The sequence below is a fragment of the Niameybacter massiliensis genome (genome assembly GCF_001282685.1).
GTDB classification, from domain to species: domain Bacteria; phylum Bacillota; class Clostridia; order Lachnospirales; family Cellulosilyticaceae; genus Holtiella; species Holtiella tumoricola.
Genome location: NZ_LN875035.1, coordinates 2,159,799 through 2,183,474, shown reverse-complemented (window position 1 = coordinate 2,183,474; position 23,676 = coordinate 2,159,799). Strand labels below are relative to the sequence as shown.

Sequence of the window (23,676 nt, the reverse complement as noted above, 5' to 3'; positions counted from 1 at the left end):
AATAAAAAAAACTACTAGCCGTAGGCTAGTAGTTTTTGCGTATCAAGAATTACGCCATTTTGTTAACTAAACGAGCTAAAGTTGATTTTTTACGACCAGCTGTTTTTGCATGGTATAAACCTTTTGCAGCAGCTTTGTCGATAGCTTTTACAGCTACTTTTAAGTTAGCTTCAGCTAAAGTTTTGTCGTTAGCGTTTACTGCAGCTACAACTTTTTTCATGTAAGTTTTAACTGCTGAATTAAGTGCACGATTACGTGCTGTTTTAGTTGCGATTACTTTGATACGTTTTTTTGCTGATTCAATGTTTGCCATGGTATGGCACCTCCATTCATATTCTATGGACACGGTTTGGGGAATTATGAACGGTTAATCATATTACATTATATAGTATGTCCAAGGACAAGTCAATGTATAGTCTTTAAATTTATGGTAAAAATAGTTTTCAGTAACTATGGAAGGATGATAGGTAATGATAAAAACAGAAACCACATGGACACCACGTACCGACTTAGCCTTGGAAATTGGGGCAACTTTGCAAGCACAGAGTCAAACTCAAACAATAGAAGGTATCGATATTCAAACAGAAAAAAACCAAGAATATCCAATTACAACAACCTCTATTGAAATCATAAATGAACAAGGTGTTAAAGCAATGGGAAAACCTATAGGACATTATATCACAATAGAATCTCCTATGATGAAAGAGAATGATCCAGATGCGCATCGTGAAATTATTAATGTAGTATCTACACAACTTCAAAAATTATTACCTAAAAAAGAAAAATTAAATGTGTTGGTTGTAGGGCTTGGGAACCGCTATGCGACTCCTGACAGATTAGGCCCAGATGTATCTGGTAAAGTACTTGTAACAAGACACTTAAAAGAGCATGCACCAGATGCAATAGATGAATCAATTAATGTAGTAAGTAGTTTAACACCAGGAGTTATGGGACTTACAGGCATTGAGACAAGCGAAATTATACAAGGTGTTGTAGAAAATACAAAGCCAGATTGTATTATTGCTATAGATGCGCTTGCAGCAAGAAGTCCAGAGCGTATTAATGCAACCATTCAAATGAGTGATACAGGCATTTCTCCAGGAGCAGGTATTGGTAATAGACGTAAACAACTTAATGAAGAAACAATGGGATGTCCTGTTATTGCCATTGGTGTACCAACAGTGATTGATACAGCAACACTTGTTAATGATACATTTGAACATCTTATTGAATCTATGCTTGAGAATGCACCCAATCATGCTTTTTATCAAATGTTACAACAAGTAAGTGAAGAAGAAAAATACGTTATGATTAAGGAGATTTTAGAACCAAAGCTGGGAAATCTTTTTGTTACAGCAAAAGATATCGATGAGATTATGGTTTATTTAAGTGAAATTATTTTTAATAGTATCAACATTGCGGTACATCCAGGTATTGGATTAGATGACATTAATAAATACTCAAATTAGTCATAAACAAGGGGGGTATTTAATACAATAGTGAGAGACAGGCTGTAAAGGGGGAGAAGCATGCAAAAGTTAAAACCCTTAACCAAGCAAATGAAAATTTATTTGGTATTAGTAGGGATAGGACTTGTTGTGAGTTATAATATTTATCAGCATTTTAATAAAATGCCTGGTCATCAAACACCCTTTTTGATTACGTGTTTAACGATGCCCTTTGCATATAGTACAACTGAGGGAAGTGAATGGTATGAAAAGCCGAGTTTTCAGTTTGACTGGGAACCTTTAAGGTTACTTACTCAAACACTTCCCTATAGTGAATTTATAGATCATTTTACGGAAGTATCAGAGCTTACTGGATATTTTAAAATACCAGAAGAAGAGGAAATGATATCTTTAGAAAAAGATAATGTTTATCAGCCAAATTTACCAACACCTGTTAAGGCTGAAATTGATTTAAACAAATTAAGTGATCCAAACTACTTACTCAGTAAAATTTATACAGGAGATCATGATGAATTAACTATTGATACCAACATGTTATCAAAATGGGATTTTGAAGCACTTGCTAAAAAGGAATTTAGATTAGATGAGTCTGTAGAAGGGCCAAAGGTACTTATTTTCCATACCCATGCGAAAGAGCGTTTCGCAGATGAAGATAAGAGTGATCCTGGTATTTTAGCAGTCGGTAGTGAAATAGAAAATATTTTAGAAAATAAATATGGTATTGAAACACTTCATGTGACAGACCATTTTTATATCAATGATACAAGTGAGGACACAAATGGGTGTTATGAAAGAATGGAGACAGTTATACAAGGCATTTTAGATGAAAACCCATCTATACAGGTATGTATTGACTTGCATCGTGATGGTGTGGCAGGTACAGGCAAAGTTGTAGGAGATCTAAATGGTGAAGAGGCTTGTAAAATTATGTTTGTTAATGGGCTTACAATGCTCAAGAACCAAGACGGTGAAAATATTCCTATGAAAACCCTTACTAATCCTAATCTTGAAGATAACTTAGCATTCTCTTTACAAGCGCAGATTGAAGGGATGAAATACTATCCAGAGCTTATGCGGAAAGTCTATTTAAAGGCTTATCGTTACAGCTTACATATGAAACCTATGTCACTTCTTGTTGAAATTGGTTCACAAAATGATACCAGTGAAGAAGCGGTAAGAACAGCAGAACCTATTGCAACCATATTAGCAAAGGTACTTGAAAAAGATTGATAGACCTAAATAGGGTATGCTATAATAAAACGAATCAATACTAGAGAAAATAATAAGGAGGAGCAATATGTCTCTTTCAAGACAAGAAAAAATTAGAAATTTTTGTATTATAGCACATATTGACCATGGTAAGAGTACTCTTGCCGACAGAATTATACAAATGACAGGAACCCTTACAGAAAGGGAAATGCAAGCACAAGTTCTAGATAACATGGATCTTGAACGTGAACGTGGGATTACAATTAAGTCTCAAGCAGTAAGACTTGTTTATAAAGCTAACGATGGTGAAGAATATATCTTCAACCTTATAGATACTCCAGGACACGTTGACTTTAATTATGAAGTTTCAAGAAGTTTAGCAGCATGTGAAGGTGCAGTACTTATTGTGGATGCAGCCCAAGGGATAGAAGCTCAAACATTGGCTAATGTTTATTTAGCACTTGATCATAACCTTGAAATTATGCCTGTTATTAATAAAATTGATTTACCAAGTGCAGATCCAGACGCAGTTAAACACCAAATTGAAGATATTATTGGATTAGAAGCACACGATGCACCACTTATTTCAGCTAAAAATGGTATTAACATTGAAGATGTACTTGAACAAATCGTTGCCAAGGTACCACATCCAGTAGGTGATCCAGAAGCACCATTACAAGCACTTATCTTTGATTCATTATATGACCCATACAAAGGGGTTATTATCTTCTGTAGAGTTAAAGAAGGCACTGTGAAAAAAGGCATGAAAATTCGTATGATGGCAACAAAAGCGGAGTTTGATGTTGTAGAAGTAGGTACATTTGGAGCAGGTGTTTTCCGTCCTATGGATGATTTAAAACCAGGTGAAGTAGGATATATTACAGCAAGTATTAAAAATGTAACAGATACAAGCGTAGGAGATACAGTAACAGATGCGCTTCATCCAGCAACTGAAGCATTACCAGGATACAAAAAAGTTAATCCAATGGTATACTGTGGTCTTTATCCAGCAGATGGTGCAAAATACGGTGACCTTCGTGATAGTTTAGAAAAGCTTCAACTTAATGATGCAGCACTTGTATTTGAACCTGAAACTTCAATTGCTTTAGGATTTGGATTTAGATGTGGTTTCTTAGGATTACTCCATATGGAGATTATTCAAGAGCGTCTTGAACGTGAATATAACTTAGATCTTGTTACAACAGCGCCTAACGTTATTTATCACGTTTACAAAACAAATGGTGAAAAGCTTGAGCTTTCTAATCCATCTAACTTACCAGACCCATCTAACATTAAGCATATGGAAGAACCGATGGTAAAAGCACAAGTTATTGTACCTTCAGATTATGTAGGGGCTGTTATGGACCTTTGCCAAGAAAGACGTGGTATTTACCATGGTATGGAATATTTAGAAGCAACGCGCGCAGTACTCACTTATGAGCTCCCGCTTAATGAAATTATTTATGACTTCTTTGATGCACTTAAATCAAGAACACGCGGTTATGCATCATTTGATTATGAACTCTCAGGTTATACAGAATCTAAGCTTGTAAAACTTGATATTCTTGTAAATAAAGAAATGGTGGATGCCCTTTCTCTTATTGTGCATGAATCTAATGCCGTTGAAAAAGGGAGAAAGATTGTAGAAAAACTTAAAAAAGAAATTCCAAAACATTTATTTGAAATTCCTATCCAAGCTGCAATTGGAAATAAAGTTATTGCCAGAGAAACAATTAGTGCGATGCGTAAAGACGTACTTGCTAAATGTTATGGTGGAGATATTTCACGTAAACGTAAACTACTAGAGAAACAAAAAGAAGGTAAGAAACGTATGCGCCAAGTTGGTAACGTAGAAGTACCACAAGCAGCGTTCATGAGCGTTTTAAAATTAGACGAATAGAGGACGACTATGAAAATAGGATTGTATGTACACATACCTTTTTGCCATTCTAAATGCTATTACTGTGACTTTTTATCTTTCCCAAAACGTGAGAAAGAAGAAGAGTATATTACAGCGTTGATAGCAGAGATTGCAAATTACGGTAAAGATTTTGCGGGTGTACACACAATAAAAAGTCTATTTATAGGTGGAGGTACCCCAACGGTACTTTCACCTTTTTTATTAGACAAATTGTGTGAAGCCCTACGTAAGCATTTTATATTAGAAGAAGATGTTGAGTGGACAATAGAGGCTAATCCAGGAACTATATTAGAAGAGCATGCTCATGTATTTAAAAAGCATGGTGTGAATCGTGTAAGCTTAGGACTACAAGCTGCACAAAATAACTTATTAAAGAGTATAGGGCGTATTCATACTTATGAAGAGTGGGAGCAAAGTATTGAAAGGTTGAAAAAGGTAGGGATTACTAATCTGAATACAGATATTATGTTTAGCTTACCAGATCAAACATTAGAAAATTGGAAAGAAACCCTACAAAAAGTGGTTAATCTTGGATTACCACATTTATCAGCCTATTCACTTATCATAGAAGACGGAACTGTATTTGGTGATCGTTATGAACAAGGTACTTTAAAAGAAGTAGAAGAAGAATTAGACAGAAGCTTCTATGAATATGTAAAAGGTTATTTAAAAGAGAAGGGGTATCATCAATACGAACTTTCAAACTGGTCAAAAGCTGGTTATGAATGTGAGCATAATAAAGTTTATTGGAATTGTGAACCCTATTTAGGTATTGGACTAGGTGCCCATAGTTATATGATGCACGAGAGATTTAGTAATACAACAGACTTTAAAGATTATCTAGCTGCACAAGGTGACACAAATAAAATTATTGTTGCAAGAGAAAAGATTACAAAAAAAATGGCTATGGAAGAATTTATGTTTTTAGGATTAAGACTATGTGTAGGAATAAGTACACAAGAATTCCAGCAACGCTTTAAGTATTCAATTTTTGATATCTATGGGAAACAGCTGGATGAATGGATGAAGAAAGCACTATTGGTTCATAATAACGATAGACTTTATTTAACAGAACAAGGTAAAGATATATCCAATCAAATCTTCGCCTCATTCCTATTAGATGAAGAAGTAGAGTAGTGCATATTATATACAAAAAACGTTATCAAATTGTTCAAAATATGTTTAAAGAATCTTATTGACATATCACCTAAAGAGTGATATCTTAAATCTATAGTTAGCACTCAAGTTTAGTGAGTGCTAACAATGCAAAAGGAAGTGATATCATGGATATAAATGAAAGAAAGCGAAAGATTCTTGAAGCCATTGTTCATGATTATATACAAACAGGGGATCCAGTAGGTTCTAGAACCATATCTAAGAAATATGACTTAGGTGTAAGTTCTGCAACGATTCGTAATGATATGGCCGATCTTGAAGATTTAGGCTTAATCATGCAACCACATACTTCCGCTGGGCGTATACCTTCAGACAAGGGCTACAGACTTTATGTAGATAATTTAATGCAGTGTCCTGATATTGCACCTGATGTACAACAATTTATTGCAGAGGTGATCAATAATAAGTTTGACAAGATAGACAAATTATTAGAGGAAACTGCGAAGCTTATTTCGGCAGTTACACACTATGCAACTATTGCTTCCCCACCAACGATTAACCAAACAAAGATTAAACATCTGCAGTTGGTACCCGTAGATGACAGAAGTGTTGCACTCGTTGTTGTAACCGACACAAACATTGTTAGACATTATGTTATTCGTACTAAGAAGTTAATAGATTATTCACTTTGCGGTATCTTAACAAATATTATTAATGAGAGCTTAATTGGTACTTCACTAGATGAACTAAGTGTTGATAAACTACGCATCCTAGAAGAGCGTATGTTTGGCTATAAAGATATCTCAGTTGATTTAATGAATGCCATTATTGATACATTAGAAATGGAAGATGTACCAAACATTTTTACAAGAGGTATGACGAATATTTTAAGCTTCCAAGAGTTTAATGACATTGAAAAGGCTAAAAAACTTCTAGAAGTGCTTGAACAAAAACCATATCTTGTAAAGATGTTAAAAGCTAAACCAACAAAAGAAGTCAGTATTAGTATTGGTGAGGAAAATGGCCTAGAACCTATGAGTGAATGTAGTGTTATTACAACAAGCTATGATATAGGTGAGTATAACTTAGGAACAATAGGTATTATTGGTCCAAAGCGTATGAACTATGGGCAGGTTGTATCATTACTTGATCATATTTCTTACCATATTCAAAATATGCTCATTGAAGCAAAAGAGTAGAGAGAGAAAGGATGCTGATTCATGGAAGATAAAGAAATGCAAACATCCACTATGCAAGATGAAACAGTAGAAACAACAAACGAAGAAAATGTAGTTGAAGAAACTACTGGCACTTGTGAAGGGGAAGTTGTAGAAGAAACAGAAGAAAAACCAAAAGCGGATGAAAACTTAGAAAGACTCCAAAGACTAATGGCAGAGTTTGATAACTACCGCAAACGTACAGAAAAAGAAAAACAAAATATTTATGACTTAGCAGTAAGCTCTACACTTACAGAACTTTTAGGTACAGTTGATAATTTAGAACGTGCGCTTAAACAAGAAAGTGAAGATAAATCTTTCTATGAGGGCGTATCTATGATTTATAAACAACTTATAAGTTCACTTGAAAAGTTACATGTAACACCAATTGAAGCAGCAGGTGAAACATTTAATCCAGATTATCATAATGCAGTTTTACACATAGAAGATGATAGTTTAGGTGAAAATATCGTTGCTGAAGAACTTCAAAAAGGTTATTTATATAAAGAAAAAGTTATTCGCTACAGTATGGTAAAAGTAGCTAATTAATCGTAAATAGAAATTAGGAGGAAAGTAAAATGGGTAAAATTATTGGTATTGACTTAGGAACAACAAACTCTTGTGTGGCAGTAATGGAAGGTGGAAAACCAGTTGTTATTGTAAATGCAGATGGAAATAGAACAACACCTTCAGTTGTAGGTTTCACAAAAACAGGTGAAAGACTTGTAGGGGACGTAGCAAAACGTCAAGCAATTACAAATCATGATCGTACAGTAGCATCTATTAAACGCCATATGGGTACTAACCATAGAGTAACAATCGATGGTAAAGATTACTCACCACAAGAAATTTCAGCAATTACACTTCAAAAACTTAAATCAGATGCAGAAAGCTATTTAGGTGAAGCAGTAACAGAAGCTGTTATTACAGTTCCTGCATACTTCTCAGATAGCCAAAGACAAGCAACAAAAGATGCTGGTCGTATTGCAGGTCTTGATGTAAAACGTATCATCAATGAACCAACAGCAGCAGCTTTAGCATATGGTCTTGAAAATGAACAAGAACAAAAAATTATGGTATATGACCTTGGTGGTGGTACATTCGACGTATCTATCATCGAAATCGGTGACGGTGTTATCGAAGTATTAGCAACAAGTGGAGATAACCACTTAGGTGGAGATGACTTCGACCAACGTATTATCAACTACTTAGTAGAAGAATTCAAAAAACAAGAAGGCGAAGACTTATCAGCTGATAAAATGGCTATGCAACGTTTAAAAGAAGCAGCTGAAACAGCTAAAAAAGAACTTTCTTCAAAATCAACAGCGAATATCTTAATTCCATTCATCTGTGCAGCAGGTAAAAACTTAGATGTAACACTTACACGTGCTAAATTTGATGAACTTACAAGTGATCTTGTAGAACGTACAATGGGACCAGTAAGAACAGCACTTAACGATGCAGGTCTTAATGCATCTGAACTTGATAAAGTATTATTAGTAGGTGGTTCAACACGTATTCCAGCTGTTCAAGAAGCTGTTAAACGTATTACAGGAAAAGAACCATTCAAAGGTATTAACCCAGATGAATGTGTTGCAGTTGGAGCAGGTATTCAAGGTGGTAAACTTTCAGGTGAAGCAGGGGTAGGCGATATCCTTCTTCTTGACGTAACACCACTTTCATTAGGTATTGAAACATTAGGTGGGGTAGCGACAGTTCTTATTCCAAGAAATACAACAATCCCAACAAAGAAAAGCCAAGTATTCTCAACAGCAGCAGATAACCAACCAGCAGTTGATATCCATGTTGTTCAAGGTGAAAGACCAATGGCCAACCAAAACAAAACTTTAGGTAACTTCAAATTAGATGGTATTATGCCAGCTCCACGTGGTATTCCACAAATCGAAGTTGGATTTGATATCGATGCTAATGGTATTGTTAAAGTTTCTGCTAAAGACCTTGGTACTGGTAAAGAACAACACATCACAATCACTGCAAGTACAAACTTAAGTGATGATGAAATCAACAAAGCAGTTGCTGAAGCTGAACAATATGCAGCTGAAGATAAAAAACGTAAAGAAGCAATCGATGTGAAAAACGAAGCAGATAGCATGGTATTCCAAACAGAAAAAATGATGAAAGACATGGAAGATAAATTAGAAGCAGCAGATAAAGCAGATGTTGAGGCTAAACTTAATGCATTAAAAGAAATCAACAACCGTGTAAATATCGAAACAATCACAGATGCTGAAGTAAATGAACTTAAAGAAGCTAAAGAAGCTTTAACACAAGCGTTCTACGCAATTTCTGAGAAAATGTACGCACAAGCAGCACCACAAGGTGAACCAGGAATGGATGGAGCAGGTGCTACAAACAATGCAAACGATGATGTAATCGATGCAGACTTCAAAGAAGAATAATAAAAAGTGAACAACCAAGTAGAACGGTCAAAGAGATTTCTCTTTGACTGTTTCTACGTTATGCTTGTATAGAGGCACAACAGTCAGTATAATGGAATATGTTAATGAGATGGGATGGTGATAACCGTGGCAAAAAGAGATTATTATGAAGTGCTTGGTGTACAAAAAGGTGCATCGGACGCAGAAATTAAAAAAGCCTATAGAAAATTAGCAAAGCAATATCATCCGGATACAAATGAAGGAGATAAAGAAGCTGAGGCTAAATTTAAAGAAGCAAGTGAAGCTTATGAAATATTAAGTGACCAAGAAAAAAGAAGTGCCTATGATAGATTTGGACATAGTGCATTTGAACAAGGTGGCGCTGGTGGAGCAGGTGGCTTTGGCGGCGGTTTCGACTTTGATATGGATGATATCTTTGGCAGTGTATTTGGTGATATGTTTGGTGGAGGCGGTAGACGTCGTCCTCGTGGTCCAAGACCAGGTAACGATATCAAACAAACCATTCAAGTTGATTTTGCAGAAGCTGCTTTTGGCGTAGAAAAAGAAATTAAAATTCAAACATCAGAAACTTGTGAAACATGTCATGGGACAAAAGCTAAACCAGGAACAAGTGCTACAACATGTACAAAATGTAATGGTACAGGTCAAGTGCGTGTAACACAACGTACGATTTTAGGTGCGATGCAAAGTGTTCAAACATGTGATGCCTGTCATGGAGAAGGAAAAGTTGTAAGTGACCCTTGCCCAAATTGTCATGGACAGGGTAAAGTAAGAGTAAGTAAAAATATTACAGTAAGTATTCCAGCAGGTATTGACCATGGTCAAACTTTACGTATTCAAGGTAAAGGCGAAGCAGGAGATGTGGGTGCACCAAACGGTGACTTACTTTTAACTGTATATATTAAATCACATGAGCTTTTTGAACGTCGTGGAATGGATGTTTATATGCGTATGCCAATCAGCTTTGCTCAAGCTGCATTAGGGGCAGAACTTTCTATCCCAACATTAGATGGAAACGTGAAGTTTAATATTAGTGAAGGTACACAAACAGGTACAACATTTAGATTACAAGGTAAAGGTATTCCAAGCTTACGTAATAAGAAACAACGTGGTGACCAATATGTTGAAGTCTATGTAGAAGTACCTAAAAATCTTACAACTAAACAAAAAGAGTTATTGAAAGAATTTGCAGATGGTACTGTTGACCATCAGCCTGAACAAATGAATTTTAAGAAAAAACTAGAGAAGTTCTTTGGTAAAAACTAAAGAAGAACAAGTAGGAGGATTACCCAGTGGATTATATTCAAATAGCTATTGAAACAACAAGAGAAGCAGTAGAGGCCATCAGTTATTTTTTAGTAGAGGAAATGTCAGGTGGAGTGGAGATTTGTGATCCACAAGATGTATTAACACAAGATCGTAGCCAAGTACTTTTTGATTTAATTGATGACAGCCTTATCAGTGAGGATATGGACACTGTGGTAGTAAAAGCTTATTTTTCAACTGAAATTAATATAGAAGAAAAAGTAGAAGCGATTAAAGGACATTTAAAACATATTAGTGAGTTTTTAAATGTCGGAACAGGTAAAATGACGTTATTAGATATCCCAGAAGAAAAATGGGCAAATGAATGGAAAAAATACTATAAACCAGTTAAACTGGGTGATCATATTGTTATTAAACCAAAATGGGAAGCATACGATGCACAAGCACAAGATTTAGTAATCGAAATGGATCCAGGTATGGCATTTGGAACAGGAACACATGAAACAACAGCTATGTGTGCAGAGCTTGTGGAAAAATATATGCAACCAAATCAAACAATCGTTGATATTGGAACAGGTAGTGGGATTTTAGGCATCATTGCAGCAAAAATGGGTGCAGAACGTGTTATTGGTGTAGACATCGACCCAGTAGCTGTAAAAGTTGCAAAAGAAAACGTGGAATATAACCACGTAGAAGATAAAATGGAAGTACATGCAGGTAATTTAATAGATGTTGTTAAGCAAAAAGGTAATATTGTTGTATCAAATATTATTGCAGATGTAATTATTATGCTTGCAGAAGAAGTAAATGAAGTAATGGAAGATGATGGACTTTGGATTGCTTCTGGAATCATTGAAATGAGAAAAGAAGATGTTATTGCTGCAATTGAGAAGAACCATTTTGAGATTGTCGAAATCCAACAACAAAGAGAATGGTTAGCGATTGTAAGTAAAAGGAGCAAGTAAAATGCCAAAGTTCTTTGTAAAACCTGCAAATATATTCGAAAAAGAAATTATTATTGATGACGAAAATGTTAATCATATGAAAAATGTGCTCAGATTACAAACGGGCGATGAAATTATAATAAATGATAGACAAGGTCACGACTATAAGTGTATAATAAGTGCAATAGAAAGTAGTAAAATTATAGCTTGTATCAATAGTGTAGTGGATTCATCTAGTGAACCTTCTACTGAAGTCACCCTTTTTCAATCTCTTATTAAAGGGGAAAAGATGGAATGGGTGATTCAAAAGGCTGTTGAAATAGGAGTGACTAGGATTGTACCTCTTTGTACAACACGATGTGTCGTAAAGTTAGATAGTCCTAAAAAAATGGCCTCTAAGATCGAAAGATGGAATAAGATAGCAGAATCAGCAGCTAAACAAAGTGGTAGGGGAATTGTACCAGAAGTCATTGCTCCTATGAACTTTAAAGAAGCACTTGCATTTGCTGCTAGCAACGAATTATTTACCATCATTCCTTATGAAAAGGAACATGAAAAGGGTATCAGACAAGTTTTACAAAATACATCATCTACGAATTTTGGGCTTTATATTGGTCCAGAAGGTGGATTTACAGAAGAGGAAATTGAAGAAGCAATTCGCAATCATGTTCACTCAGTTAGCTTAGGTAATCGTATTTTACGTAGTGAAACGGCAAGTTTAGTAACACTTACCAATATAATGTACGAAATGGGAGAGATGGGATAATGAGTGAACTCACGTTTTTGGTAGTAGATGATGCTGTATTTATGCGCACAGTACTAAAAAAGATGTTAGTTGAGGCATCTTATACGGTTGTGGGAGAAGCGGGAAATGGTTTAGAGGCCATTGAATTAGCTAAAAAACTTCAACCAGACATGATGACTTTAGATATTACGATGCCTGAGATGGATGGGCTTCAAGCAATTGAAGCTATATTACAAGTAAGTCCAAATACTAAGATTATTATGTGCTCTGCCATGGGACAACAGTCTAGAGTAGTTGAAGCCATTAAAAGAGGTGCTAAAGACTTTATTGTGAAGCCTTTTGAAAAAGCACGAGTTCTTCAAGCGATTGAAAATGTAAAAAATCTTTAAATGGGGGAATACTTCCCCCATTTTTTATGGAATAAAAATGATTTTAACGGAATAAGAGGGAAAAAGGATGAAAGAAGTATACTTAGATAATGCAGCAACAACTAAGCCGTTAGACTTAACCATAGAAGCTGTGTCTACTGTTATGCGTGATTATTATGGAAATCCATCTTCTTTGCATAAAAAGGGCATTGAAGCGGAAAATAAGATAAAAGAATGTACAACTTATTTTGCAAATGTATTAGGTTGTACAGAAGATGAAATATACTATACGTCTGGTGGTACAGAAAGTAATAATTTAGCCATATTAGGAACAGCTTGGGCTTATCATAAAGTAGGTAAAAGAATTCTAACAACAGCAATCGAACATCCTTCTGTTGGAGATGTTTTTAAACATTTAGAAACACAAGGATTTGAAGTATTAGTAATTCCAGTAGATGAAAAAGGCTACATTGATGAGAAGTTTTTAGAAGAAGCGATTAATGAAGACACGACTTTAGTAAGCATTATGCATGTGAACAATGAGATTGGTACGATACAAGATATTGAACGTATTGGAAAGCTCATTAAAACAAAAAATCCAAAGACATTCTTTCATGTAGATGCTGTACAATCATTTACCAAAGTTCCAATTTCTGTACGCAAAGCTCAAATTGATTTACTTTCTATAAGTGGTCATAAGTTTTATGGCCCTAGAGGTGTAGGCCTTTTCTATAAAAGTAAGAAGGTACGTGTACTCAATCAATTACATGGAGGTGGCCAACAAAAGAACTTACGTTCAGGAACTGAAAATGTTCCAGCTATTTATGGGATGTATGTGGCCGCACGCTATGCAATGGAAAATCAACAAACCCTTCTTGCAAGTTATTTAGAGGCAAAAACTTATTTAGCAGAACATATTCTAGGTGAAATCGAAGAAACTTATTTAAATGGAGATACAATTGATAAAAGTGCACCACATATCTTAAATATTGGTTTTAAGGATGTACGTGCAGAAGTGCTTTTACATGCACTTGAGCAACATCAAATCTATGTATCATCAGGTTCAGCATGTGCTTCAAATAAAGTAGCTAAAAGCGGTACGCTAGCAGCTTTAGGTCTTAAGGATCAAGCATTAGATAGTGCCATTCGTTTTTCCTTTAGTAAGGATATTACAAAAGAAGACCTAGATTATTGTATAGATATACTTAAGAAACAAGTAGCTTTACTTAGAAAATTTACTTTAGGAGGAAAGAAAAGATGACAAATGTTTTCTTAGTCAAATACGGGGAACTTGCCATTAAAGGTAAGAACCGATTTATTTTTGAAAATAGATTAGTAGCAACAATTAGAAAAAATCTTAAACCGATTGGGAAATTTGAGGTTAGAAAAGAACAAGGGCGTATTACAGTAGAACCTGCGGATAATAGTATTGAACCAGAAGTAATTATGGAAAGATTAAGCCGTATCTTTGGTATTATTGGTATTTCATATGGGATTAAAATGAATGAACGTTCTATGGAAGCTATTCAAACTTTAGCAGTAGCGCATATGAAAAAAGAGTTTGAAACAAAAGAACGTTTAACTTTTAAAGTAAATACAAAACGAGCAGATAAACGTTTCCCAGTATCATCTATGGAGGTAAATGCTGAACTTGGTGGCTATTTATTAGATACATTTCCTGATCAATTAACCGTAGATGTACACAATCCAGATGTACTTTTAAATGTTGAAATTAGAAATGAAACTTATGTTTATGCGGGAACTTACAAAGGTGCAGGTGGTATGCCTTATGGTACAAATGGTCGCGCCACACTTCTTCTTTCAGGTGGTATCGATAGTCCGGTAGCAGGTTGGATGATTGCAAAACGTGGTGTAGAAATTGATGCAGTTTACTTCCATAGCCCACCATACACAAGTGAACGTGCAACACAAAAAGTTATTGACTTAGCAAAAAAAGTAGCGCTTTATACTGGTCAAATGAAAGTACATGTTGTACCGTTTACAGATATCCAAATGGCAATCTATGAAAAATGTCCACATGAACAACTTACAATTATTATGCGTCGTATTATGATGGAAATTGCACAACGCATTGGACGTGAAGGTGGCAGTCAAGCGCTTATTACAGGTGAAAGTATTGGGCAAGTAGCAAGTCAAACAATGCATAGTTTGGTTGTAACAGATGATTCTAGTAGTATGCCAGTATTTAGACCACTTATTGGTTTTGACAAAGAAGAGATTGTTCAAATTGCTAAAAGGATTGATACTTATGAAACTTCTATTTTACCATATGAAGACTGTTGTACAATCTTTGTACCAAAGCATCCTGAGACAAAACCAAAACTTGAGATTATTCAACACTCAGAACTTCAGCTTGCAGATTGTATCGAAGAAATGATTCAAAAAGCAATTGACGATACAGAAGTTGTTACTGTATAAGCAGATTTCTAAAGATTTTGAGCAAAAAATTAAAAGTCTACTTGAAAAAGTAGACTTTTAATGTATAGTTATCTTTTTTAGATTAAACCACAAATTCTTTTAGGTGCATCATAAGCACACTCGCTGTTTGATCGCTATAAATATCAAGCTTAAGAGGTTTGCTTAAGTCAAGACTGAAAATACCCATTATAGATTTTGCATCAATGACGTACCTACCAGAGGTTAAATCAAAGTCCCCATCATATTTACTGATTAGATTAACAAATTGTTTTACTTTTTCTATTGAGTTTAAACTAATGGTTACAGATGTCATGCTTATTCCTCCTTACAATGTTAATTGTATCATATATGGAATATGGTAGAGTGTCAATATGTAATGAGTGAATCGTAGAATAAGTTTTTAAGAGGAGAAAAAAATGAATCAAAATACTGAAAATAAATATATAGCGACGTATACATTAGGGTGACATAAAGTGAAAGTACATATGATGTCGTCTATTCATTGATATATAATGGATAGACGACTTTTTATTTTATAGTATTTCTCTAGGAAAATCCTTATTTTCTACTAAAGTATAGTAAGTAGCAGTAGAAGCACCACAGCGTACAATAATGCCACGTTCAATAAATTCATTAATAAGCTTGCCAATGGTTACACGTCCCAGTGGAATAGTTTCTTCTACATCTTTTCTTGTCACTTGAATTTTTGTATTCAAAAGTTCTAATAGTGTATCTTCATATTTTCTATAGAGTAAATGTTCTCTGGTCCGAATTTGTGTATGTTCTTTATAAGCAAATTTGTAGGTAATGCCATTAGAAAGTTTTAGAGACATTACTTTTTTATCTTGTACGTGGATTTCTTCCACGATCTTACTAATAAATTCTTTTAACACTTCTATATCAATAAGGTTTAATATTTCACGATAATCAATGCCTATAGTATTTTGTATCTTATCCATAAGGATAAAGTACTGAATATCATCTAACCAGGATAGATCTGCAAGGTTATCTTTTGCCTGAGGGATATTAAGAGCTGCTAATTTGGCATTGATTTGTTCAAGATGTTGTTTTAAATCTCTTTGCTTAAAGATAAAATCCTTTTGGCTCATGCTATCCTCAGAGAAGAGGTATAAGGATTCTAAACGTTCTAATGCTTTCTCATATTTTTTCTTTTCTTTTTCAAGTGATTCCATTTCATCTGTTTGGATAACTTTTGATTCTGTAGCAGTGTCACTATTTAGTTCTAGCTCATCATGTAAACCAGTAGCCATACGTTTAAAGGTGCTCTCAAGTGCAAAGTGATCAATTCCTATAACATCCACAAATGCTTTACCTCTTAAGAGTGTTTTTTCAATGCTCTTTAGAGATAGATTGTTTAAAGTAGAGTGATTAAGTCTAATAAAATTAGCAATGAAGTTAAGGATAAAAGGTAAGAGTGTTACATCACTTATAATATTTTGGCAGCCATTATTATTTTTATAGCATACATATCGGCTAGGTCTATAGCCATCTTTTTTTCGAGGGCTATCTAATCCAGCCCAAAATCGAGTGCCACATTTACTACAGTAAACAAGACTAGAGAAGATATGAGTATGTATGTTTTCTCTTTGGTATTGGCTATTCCCATTATAATTATCCTCTAAGATATGTTGAACCTGTTCGAAGATAGGTTTATCAATAATACCCTCATGATTATCTTCAATGATAATCCATTCATCTTCTTTTTTGAGTTTGCGTTTTTGATCTTTCATATTATAGCGATAAGTTCCAATATAAAAAGGATTACGTAAGACATCGTTAACTGTTTTTGCTACCCATGTTCCATTACGCTTAGTAGGAATATGATTGGTATTCAGATGCTGAGCAATTTTAGTAGTAGAACGTAGCTGAAGATAGAGGTCATAAATCAATCGCACTGTAGAAGCTTCATTTTCATCTATTACAGGGAATTTAATTTCATCTGACCATTTGTAGCCTAAAGGTACAGTGGCACCATTCCAGAGGCCTTTTTCTGCACGAGAGAGCATAATAGAAGTTACACGTTCAGCAGTAAGCTTTCTTTCAAGCTCTGCAAAGACCAAAATGATTTTAAGCATGGCTTCGCCCATAGCAGAAGAAGTGTCAAATTGCTCATTCTTACTAACAAATGTAACATTATACTTTTTAAGTTCTTCGTACATGCTAGAGAAATCTAAAAGGTTACGAGATACCCTATCTATTTTCCATACAATAAGATGTGTGAACTCACCAGATCTAATTCTAGACATCATAGCTTGATAGGAAGGTCTATCTGTATTTTTAGCAGAGTACCCAGCATCTTCAAAGATTTCATAGTTGTCATTACCAAGAACGTATTTGCTGTAGTTAATTAATTCTTGGCGCTGAAATGGCAAAGAATCTTTATCTATTTGAAAGTGTGTAGATACACGGACGTATAATGCAGCTTTCATGTTATAACTCCTTTCTAAAATAAAAGAGCCCTATAGGCTCTATCTATAAATTAAATATTTTTTGTAAGTCTGAATCATCTTCTAATTCAGTGTGTTGCATATCAATACCTATTATGTAGTTATGTTTTGGACAATCCTCAACAATATGTTTAACTTCATGCACAAAGGTTCTGACCTGTGTTTCGTAATTGATATTCCCATTTAGTATAATATAATAATTTGAATTTTTGCTTAGGAAAACAAACCCATATACACTGGGAGGGAGTACAAAGGCGACCTGTGTTTGTATATTGTAAGCATTCATTACTTCATAAAAAGATATGGTTTCATCTAATAATGAGCGTATCAATGGCTCATCTAGTAATTGTATTTTATCCATTATTAGCAACCCCTTGCTTCTTCTTTTGTACGATTTCATTTAGTTCGCTTTATCTTCTATAATATCAATAAATTTAATTATTTTCTCTATATCTGAATCTGATAGTGACTTAACACGATTAAATAAAAGCTGTATACTTTTACGTTTAATAAACTGAGTTGTAAAATTTAGGGGATCTTTATCGTTATCTATAGAACGTTGATCGTTATTTTCATTACGAACACTACTGAGTCCTAGCAAATAATCAACACTACAATTAAATATGCTACTCATTTTAATCAACATGCTTTTGCCTGGTTCAAGAGCACCTCTTTCATACTTAGAAATTGCAGATTTTTGGATATTAAGAAGACTACCAAGTTCCTCTTGGGATAATCCTTTTTCAATCCTTAGACTTTTTATCCTAATAGTAGGGAGTTGGATTATATCACTATCTAAAGTTTGAGCATTACTCTTATCTTCAGTTCTACCCAATAGGTAATCAGTTGATATACTAAAAAAATCTGCAAGTTTATTTAGAGATACTTGGTCAGGCTCTGTTCTTTCCGTTTCCCATGAACCAATAGTTTGTTGGGAAACACCTATCATTTCAGCTAGATTTCGTTGAGAAATTTTTTTAATGCTACGTTGCTTTTTCAATATATCAGCGAATGACATAATGAGTTAATCAACTCCATTTTGTTTATCTTCTTCATCTTCAATGGCTTTAATAATTTTTATTATCTTACCTATATCTGAATCAGATAATGATTTAGCTTGCTTAAATAAAAGTTGCATACTTTCACGTTCCATGAGTTCTTTCGTAAAATCTACTAACTCAGGATTATTAGAAACAGCATCTAAAATTTGAGTATTACTCTTATCTTCAGTTCTACCTAAGAGGTAATCTGTTGATACACCAAAGAAATTGGCTAAATCTTTGATTATTTTTTCTTCTTTTGGGAATCGATTATTAGCTTCATAATAACCAATAACTCTATCTGATATACCAATTATATCTCCAAGTTGTTTTTGAGTAATGCCTTTATCTAAACGTAGTTTTTTTAAAATATCTCCGAATAACATATTCTATCACCTCACAAAAAGTATAACATATTGTTCGATTACTAAAATATTTTAGAACAAAATGTTCTTAAAAAGATTGACAACGAACAATATGTTCTGTTATTATAGTCTCAGAACAAAATATTCGACTAAAAAGGTGGTGATGAATTGCAAGAATGTAGATTAAAGCAATTTAGAGTAGAATCTAAATTAACACAGGAACAATTAGCAGAAAAAGTAGGGGTTCATAAAGATTATATTTCTATGATTGAACGCGGTAAAAGGACTCCAGGATTTGCTCTTTCAAAGAAAATAGCAATTATATTAAATAGAACAGTAGATGAAATTTTTTTTGCAAGTTAATCGAACAAATTATTCGAAGGACACTTGCAACAGGAGGTAGCAGTGAAACCTAAACAAGTAGACTTAGTGAAACGTGAGGCTAGGCGTCAAGAACTAGCAAAAATGGGTATTTACACAGAGGAACAAGCAAGACAAGCTGTTAAAGAAGCCAGGGAAAGAGGTCTCTTTAGAATTGGCTTCTTAACAACACCTCTTAGTGAGGATATGGATATAGAAGTGCCTAATGATTAGTACATATTTAAATGCGTATCAAAAGAAGTTAGGACTAGTATAACTGGAAGTAACTGATAAAAGAAGAGCTGACAGAGACACATTTTTATTTAGAATGTGACTGGATCAATTACATATAAGGAGGCAAGTAGATGAACAAGGAGTATGGCAATATTTTTAGGCTGGCACGTAAAGAGGCTGGGTTAACACAGGAAGTGGCAACAGGGTTATTACTCATTAAGGACAGAACAACACTTGGAAGATATGAAAATGACCAAGTAGTACCCAATGATGATATGGTGTTCCAAATGATGCACGCCTATGGGGCAAAGTGGTTAGGGTATGAATACTTAAGAACTTATACAAAGATAGGTAAAGCAATCTTGCCACCAATCTATAGGCGCAAGGTAGGGCATTTAACTTTGATGTTCAAGAAGGAGTGTGATGATCTAGAGGATATACAACGTGATTTAGTACGTATGGCATATGATGATGAAATCACAGAAGATGAGGAAGAAGATTGGAGGAGTTCAACGAAGGAAATAGAAGAAGTTGTAGGAGCAGGTATGTCCTTGTTACTCACAGAAATAAAAAAGCCCTCACAAGATTGCAGTCTTGTAAGAGCAAATGCTTAGTAAAACTAAATTGGTGACATCAGTATAGCATGTTTTTATATTGGTGTCAAAGGGAGTGAATTGAATAATGACAGTCAGAGAAAAAAGAGCACTTAAAAATAACCTCAGCAGATGGTTTGACCAAACAATGAAAGGGTTATTTGAGTTGATGATAATCGTTGGACTCAGTACAAGCTTCATGATTTATCTTTGGTGCTGTATTTAATAAATATTAAAAGGAGGCTTTGATATGAGGGGGTATATACAATGTCTAAAATGAAGAATTACATACTTGCAAAAGTATCGAATGTAATCCCTTATTACCCAGGCTTAAATGAAATTACGGGTTCTGTAACAGCTAGCATTTTAATGATGCAGCTGGAATATTGGTTTGCAAAGCAAGAAGGTGGAATGTTCTTCAAATTTACAGAGCCTTGTGAACATGACTTATACCGTGAAGGTGATAGTTGGTTAGAAGAACTTAACTTTGGTAAGGAAGAATTTAAAGGTGCATTCAATAGGATTGGCAAGTGCTATAAGAGCAAGAGCCAATTTGTAAGTCAAAAAGATGGCAACTTATTTGAAGGTAAATTATATGCATCTTACTATGATCGTCAGAAGCGACTTACATATTATTTTAGAAATAATGACTTTGTAGACAAAATATTAGAAGAGTGGATTTCTAATAAAGAGAGTATTCCCATTTCTAAGAAACGTGAAAAAGCTATTTCTAAGAAACAGGAAATTCCGATTTCTAGCAAACAGGAAAATACAATCTGTGTAGAGGATAAAAACCAACCTCTGGAAACAGGAAATTCTGATTTACAGAAACAAGAAAACCCGATTTCCACAGATGGGAATTTCCCGTTTCCTCATATATCAGTAGATTACTACAGTAGATTACAACAGAAGACTACAACAAATAAAAATAAACCTGCACAGGTGCAGGAATACATTTTGAATCTTTTTGGTACATATGCAGGACAAGATGTAGAACTTCTTGAAACATTAATTGCTTTTAACGATATGCGAAACGGGTTAAAGAATGGGAAGATGACACAAAGAGCAGCTGAGCTCATGTTAAAAGAATTAGATAAGTTAGGTACAGATAGAGTTACCAAGATAGCCATTCTAAACCGTAGTATCCAAAACAACTGGAAAGGGATATTTGAACTTCCACAAGGTTATGCGTTACCAGCAATGCAATCCATTCAACTAGATGATGGCACTGTTGTAGAAACTGGACAAGTTGAAAGCAAAAGTGCTTTTGACAAATTACGAGAAAAGTATGGAGAGTAGGTGCAACAATGACAGTTGGAACATTTGAGAGATTAATCAATATACTTGAAAAAGCTTTTATGAACTTTAAGTTTAACATCGAGGACGAAGATCTTGTAGAGGTTTGGTTCAATGAGTTAGCTTACATGGATGATGCTAAAGCAGTTCTTGCAGTAAAAAAAGTGATTGGTACATGTGACTTTGTAACCATAAAGAATATTAAACAAGCTTATGCAGAACTAGACATGCCAGTTCAAATTGATAATGAAGAAGGCTGGGGGCTAGTAGAAAAAGCGATAAGGCTCTATGGGTACATGCGTTCAGATGAAGCAATGAACAGTTTGCCAGTACAGGTACAAAAAGCTATCACATACATGGGAGGATTCCAATCCATATGTGAGGCAGAGAAAAAAGAAGTCATACGAGGACAGTTTAACAAGGCAATGGCATCTGTGAATATACGAACAAGGTCAGAAGCTACTCTTGGAAATACATTATTTGAGCAGATATCATTGTACCAAAACAAGGTAGAGCTAGAAGCTAAGAATATACTACAGCTTGAAAAAAGTAGACAGATGGCAGAATTAAATGATGAAAAGATTGCTAACAACAAAGAGCATATAGCAAACCTTAGAGATATATTTGCAAAGAGCATAAGCAATAAGACTAGCAGCGTAGGTGTAGGCGCATGAATATGAAATTGGGATGCAGAGAAGAAGTAAACAAAGCGTGGTTTTATTACCTCATGGATGGCACTAAGCTAACCAAAGAAGAATGGACAAGCATTGTTAAAAGGCATATCAAAGAGCATGGGAACGAACAGGCTCTAAATAAGATTATGAACACCATCAAGTTATGGAATAAAAAAGATTCCATTGAGGATGTAGCATTGCATGTTTATGCTGCTAAATATTGTGCAGATGTACAGCAAGTAGCAAAGAGAGAACGAGTAAAACCTAAGTTTAAACATGAACTTACAAGAAAAGAAAGTGGGCAATTGATGCTGGGAGGTATCAGCTAATGGGTAAAATCAGAGAGTTTGAACAACTAGATTATGAGACAGGTGAAGTGATTAAGAGATATAGAACTGTCAAAGAGGCATTAGAAGAGCACGGAATAGATAGGGCAAAAATGAGACTAGCATTTATGGGGCACGATGGAAAGTTCCCAGATAAAAAACTATGGTTTAGATATGGTGATGGTGTAAATAAACCACTTCAAAGATACCAAGTTGGAAAATTAAATGATGCAGGTGAAGTTGTAAAAGTATACAACAGTGCAGAGCAAGCAGCTATAGAACATTATGTAACAGAAAAGACAATAGGTATAGCTATTAGGACAAGGAATGGATTTGTACCAAGTCTTGGAATGAGATTTAAATACATGTTGGGATGATAAGCAAGATTAGTCTAAACAGACTAATTGATTAGTCAAAAAAGACTAACTAAGGAGAAAGTATGGATAAGCAGTATTATAACTATTTAGCAAAATGCAAATTAAAGGCAACAGAATACAGAATTATCCTCATGCTCCTAGTAAAACCTTGTACATCTTCACAGTTAGTTAAAGAACTTGGATGCATGAAGAATAACACAGATAGATATATTAGAAATCTTAAAAGTCATGGATTGATAGAAATAGATTATATAGAAGGGGCTAATAAATTTTATAAGCCTGTTACAGATATCAAAAAGCTCATGGCAATTATGCCGGGGCAAATGAAAATTGAGTAAAACAAAAGGATAGGAGGGATGGCATGTATCTAGGGCGTAATGGGAAATTATACACATACGGGATACTGGAAATGGACTTATGGGTATTACAAGGCTTACGTGATATGGATAAAGTGGAAGTTAATATTGATGGTGAATGGACTGATGTAAGATTCAGAAATGAAAGTGGTAGATGTTGGATAGAGAGTCGTAATGAATCAGCAGAAGTAATTGCATCAGGATATGACCTTGAGGGTATACCAGTAAGAATCTAGATAAGTTAGAAGGTGAGAAGATGGTTAGATTTATACAATGTGTTAAATGCAATTCTAAGGAGATAGATCTAGAAGAAGATGTAACAATAGGATTCAGAAAAATAGCAGATAAAGCTACATGCCGTAATTGCGGTAACACTGGGTACATCCATGAACGTGAAGAACTAGATTGTGAAGAGTGTACTAAGAATAAATCTGAATGTACCAGTTGCCCTAATTATGAAGAATGGTATTAGA

At 34.6% G+C, this 23,676-nt stretch carries 30 protein-coding genes; 24 read left to right on the top strand and 6 right to left on the bottom strand.

Features of this window, described 5'->3' with window-relative positions; all coding sequences use genetic code 11:
* Positions 1 to 49: 49 nt before the first annotated feature.
* Positions 50 to 313 (bottom strand): 30S ribosomal protein S20, encoded by a 264-nt coding sequence (gene rpsT / locus BN2390_RS15875; RefSeq protein ID WP_053985290.1) that lies wholly within the window; start codon positions 311 to 313, stop codon positions 50 to 52.
* Between the two features lie 157 nt (positions 314 to 470).
* On the opposite strand from rpsT, the gene gpr reads away from it, so the two are divergent.
* The 13 genes from gpr to thiI all read left to right on the top strand — a co-directional run bounded on the left by gpr (position 471) and on the right by thiI (position 15,114).
* On the top strand, positions 471 to 1,469 hold the full coding sequence (gpr, locus tag BN2390_RS15870) for a GPR endopeptidase (protein ID WP_053985289.1): 999 nt from the start codon (positions 471 to 473) through the stop codon (positions 1,467 to 1,469).
* 60 nt (positions 1,470 to 1,529) lie between these two features.
* Complete coding sequence (locus BN2390_RS15865) at positions 1,530 to 2,699, top strand: stage II sporulation protein P (RefSeq protein ID WP_053985288.1); 1,170 nt, start codon at positions 1,530 to 1,532, stop codon at positions 2,697 to 2,699.
* A gap of 67 nt (positions 2,700 to 2,766) precedes the next feature.
* Complete coding sequence (lepA, locus tag BN2390_RS15860; protein WP_053985287.1) at positions 2,767 to 4,578, top strand: translation elongation factor 4; 1,812 nt, start codon at positions 2,767 to 2,769, stop codon at positions 4,576 to 4,578.
* 9 nt (positions 4,579 to 4,587) lie between these two features.
* Complete coding sequence (gene hemW, locus BN2390_RS15855; RefSeq protein WP_053985286.1) at positions 4,588 to 5,736, top strand: radical SAM family heme chaperone HemW; 1,149 nt, start codon at positions 4,588 to 4,590, stop codon at positions 5,734 to 5,736.
* Positions 5,737 to 5,882: 146 nt separating this feature from the next.
* Positions 5,883 to 6,914, top strand: a complete 1,032-nt coding sequence (hrcA, locus tag BN2390_RS21790; RefSeq protein WP_053985285.1) for a heat-inducible transcriptional repressor HrcA — start codon at positions 5,883 to 5,885, stop codon at positions 6,912 to 6,914.
* 21 nt (positions 6,915 to 6,935) lie between these two features.
* On the top strand, positions 6,936 to 7,481 hold the full coding sequence (gene grpE / locus BN2390_RS21785; protein WP_053985284.1) for a nucleotide exchange factor GrpE: 546 nt from the start codon (positions 6,936 to 6,938) through the stop codon (positions 7,479 to 7,481).
* A 29-nt stretch (positions 7,482 to 7,510) separates the two neighbouring features.
* On the top strand, positions 7,511 to 9,352 hold the full coding sequence (gene dnaK, locus BN2390_RS15840) for a molecular chaperone DnaK (protein ID WP_053985283.1): 1,842 nt from the start codon (positions 7,511 to 7,513) through the stop codon (positions 9,350 to 9,352).
* Between the two features lie 114 nt (positions 9,353 to 9,466).
* Positions 9,467 to 10,618 (top strand): molecular chaperone DnaJ, encoded by a 1,152-nt coding sequence (gene dnaJ, locus BN2390_RS15835; RefSeq protein ID WP_408633720.1) that lies wholly within the window; start codon positions 9,467 to 9,469, stop codon positions 10,616 to 10,618.
* A gap of 26 nt (positions 10,619 to 10,644) precedes the next feature.
* Positions 10,645 to 11,583 carry a 50S ribosomal protein L11 methyltransferase gene (prmA, locus tag BN2390_RS15830; RefSeq protein WP_053985281.1) on the top strand — a complete coding sequence of 313 codons (939 nt, stop codon included), beginning with the start codon at positions 10,645 to 10,647 and terminating at the stop codon, positions 11,581 to 11,583.
* Between the two features lies 1 nt (position 11,584).
* Entirely contained in the window at positions 11,585 to 12,328 is a 744-nt protein-coding gene (locus BN2390_RS15825) for a 16S rRNA (uracil(1498)-N(3))-methyltransferase (RefSeq protein WP_053985280.1), read from the top strand.
* Positions 12,328 to 12,696 carry a response regulator gene (locus BN2390_RS15820; RefSeq protein WP_053985279.1) on the top strand — a complete coding sequence of 123 codons (369 nt, stop codon included), beginning with the start codon at positions 12,328 to 12,330 and terminating at the stop codon, positions 12,694 to 12,696. Before BN2390_RS15825 ends, BN2390_RS15820 begins: the two co-directional genes overlap by 1 nt.
* Before the next feature lie 67 nt (positions 12,697 to 12,763).
* Entirely contained in the window at positions 12,764 to 13,936 is a 1,173-nt protein-coding gene (locus tag BN2390_RS15815) for a cysteine desulfurase family protein (protein WP_053985278.1), read from the top strand.
* The gene (gene thiI, locus BN2390_RS15810) at positions 13,933 to 15,114 is read left to right on the top strand and encodes a tRNA uracil 4-sulfurtransferase ThiI (protein WP_053985277.1); all 1,182 of its coding nucleotides are present in this window, start codon (positions 13,933 to 13,935) and stop codon (positions 15,112 to 15,114) included. Before BN2390_RS15815 ends, thiI begins: the two co-directional genes overlap by 4 nt.
* Positions 15,115 to 15,196: 82 nt before the next feature.
* On the opposite strand, the gene BN2390_RS15805 is transcribed toward thiI, so the two are convergent.
* From BN2390_RS15805 to BN2390_RS15785, 5 genes are all read right to left on the bottom strand, one after another.
* Positions 15,197 to 15,427: an HPr family phosphocarrier protein gene (locus BN2390_RS15805; RefSeq protein ID WP_053985276.1), complete on the bottom strand. Its 231-nt coding sequence runs from the start codon at positions 15,425 to 15,427 to the stop codon at positions 15,197 to 15,199.
* Between the two features lie 220 nt (positions 15,428 to 15,647).
* A complete protein-coding gene (locus BN2390_RS15800; RefSeq protein ID WP_053985275.1) occupies positions 15,648 to 17,564 on the bottom strand; it encodes a recombinase family protein in 1,917 nt (638 codons plus the stop codon).
* A 43-nt stretch (positions 17,565 to 17,607) separates the two neighbouring features.
* Positions 17,608 to 17,943, bottom strand: coding sequence for a hypothetical protein (locus BN2390_RS15795; RefSeq protein WP_053985274.1), 336 nt, complete (start codon positions 17,941 to 17,943; stop codon positions 17,608 to 17,610).
* Between the two features lie 39 nt (positions 17,944 to 17,982).
* Positions 17,983 to 18,600, bottom strand: coding sequence for a helix-turn-helix domain-containing protein (locus BN2390_RS15790; RefSeq protein ID WP_053985273.1), 618 nt, complete (start codon positions 18,598 to 18,600; stop codon positions 17,983 to 17,985).
* A gap of 6 nt (positions 18,601 to 18,606) precedes the next feature.
* Complete coding sequence (locus BN2390_RS15785) at positions 18,607 to 19,008, bottom strand: helix-turn-helix domain-containing protein (RefSeq protein WP_053985272.1); 402 nt, start codon at positions 19,006 to 19,008, stop codon at positions 18,607 to 18,609.
* Positions 19,009 to 19,155: 147 nt separating this feature from the next.
* On the opposite strand from BN2390_RS15785, the gene BN2390_RS15780 reads away from it, so the two are divergent.
* The 11 genes from BN2390_RS15780 (at position 19,156) to BN2390_RS15735 (ending at position 23,675) form a co-directional block, all read left to right on the top strand.
* On the top strand, positions 19,156 to 19,350 hold the full coding sequence (locus BN2390_RS15780) for a helix-turn-helix transcriptional regulator (RefSeq protein WP_053985271.1): 195 nt from the start codon (positions 19,156 to 19,158) through the stop codon (positions 19,348 to 19,350).
* A 42-nt stretch (positions 19,351 to 19,392) separates the two neighbouring features.
* The gene (locus BN2390_RS15775) at positions 19,393 to 19,581 is read left to right on the top strand and encodes a hypothetical protein (RefSeq protein WP_053985270.1); all 189 of its coding nucleotides are present in this window, start codon (positions 19,393 to 19,395) and stop codon (positions 19,579 to 19,581) included.
* 131 nt (positions 19,582 to 19,712) lie between these two features.
* Complete coding sequence (locus BN2390_RS15770) at positions 19,713 to 20,195, top strand: helix-turn-helix domain-containing protein (RefSeq protein WP_053985269.1); 483 nt, start codon at positions 19,713 to 19,715, stop codon at positions 20,193 to 20,195.
* Between the two features lie 67 nt (positions 20,196 to 20,262).
* Positions 20,263 to 20,400, top strand: a complete 138-nt coding sequence (locus BN2390_RS21780; RefSeq protein ID WP_154668842.1) for a hypothetical protein — start codon at positions 20,263 to 20,265, stop codon at positions 20,398 to 20,400.
* A 41-nt stretch (positions 20,401 to 20,441) separates the two neighbouring features.
* On the top strand, positions 20,442 to 21,473 hold the full coding sequence (locus tag BN2390_RS15765; protein ID WP_053985268.1) for a hypothetical protein: 1,032 nt from the start codon (positions 20,442 to 20,444) through the stop codon (positions 21,471 to 21,473).
* Between the two features lie 8 nt (positions 21,474 to 21,481).
* Positions 21,482 to 22,144, top strand: a complete 663-nt coding sequence (locus BN2390_RS15760) for a hypothetical protein (RefSeq protein ID WP_053985267.1) — start codon at positions 21,482 to 21,484, stop codon at positions 22,142 to 22,144.
* Positions 22,141 to 22,473: a hypothetical protein gene (locus tag BN2390_RS15755; RefSeq protein ID WP_053985266.1), complete on the top strand. Its 333-nt coding sequence runs from the start codon at positions 22,141 to 22,143 to the stop codon at positions 22,471 to 22,473. The genes BN2390_RS15760 and BN2390_RS15755 overlap by 4 nt, the downstream gene beginning before the upstream one ends.
* Positions 22,473 to 22,847 carry a hypothetical protein gene (locus BN2390_RS15750; RefSeq protein ID WP_053983839.1) on the top strand — a complete coding sequence of 125 codons (375 nt, stop codon included), beginning with the start codon at positions 22,473 to 22,475 and terminating at the stop codon, positions 22,845 to 22,847. Before BN2390_RS15755 ends, BN2390_RS15750 begins: the two co-directional genes overlap by 1 nt.
* Positions 22,848 to 22,909: 62 nt before the next feature.
* Entirely contained in the window at positions 22,910 to 23,185 is a 276-nt protein-coding gene (locus tag BN2390_RS15745) for a helix-turn-helix domain-containing protein (protein WP_053985265.1), read from the top strand.
* A gap of 23 nt (positions 23,186 to 23,208) precedes the next feature.
* Positions 23,209 to 23,439, top strand: a complete 231-nt coding sequence (locus tag BN2390_RS15740; RefSeq protein ID WP_053983837.1) for a hypothetical protein — start codon at positions 23,209 to 23,211, stop codon at positions 23,437 to 23,439.
* Between the two features lie 20 nt (positions 23,440 to 23,459).
* On the top strand, positions 23,460 to 23,675 hold the full coding sequence (locus tag BN2390_RS15735; protein WP_053985264.1) for a hypothetical protein: 216 nt from the start codon (positions 23,460 to 23,462) through the stop codon (positions 23,673 to 23,675).
* The last annotated feature ends 1 nt before the right edge of the window (position 23,676 follow it).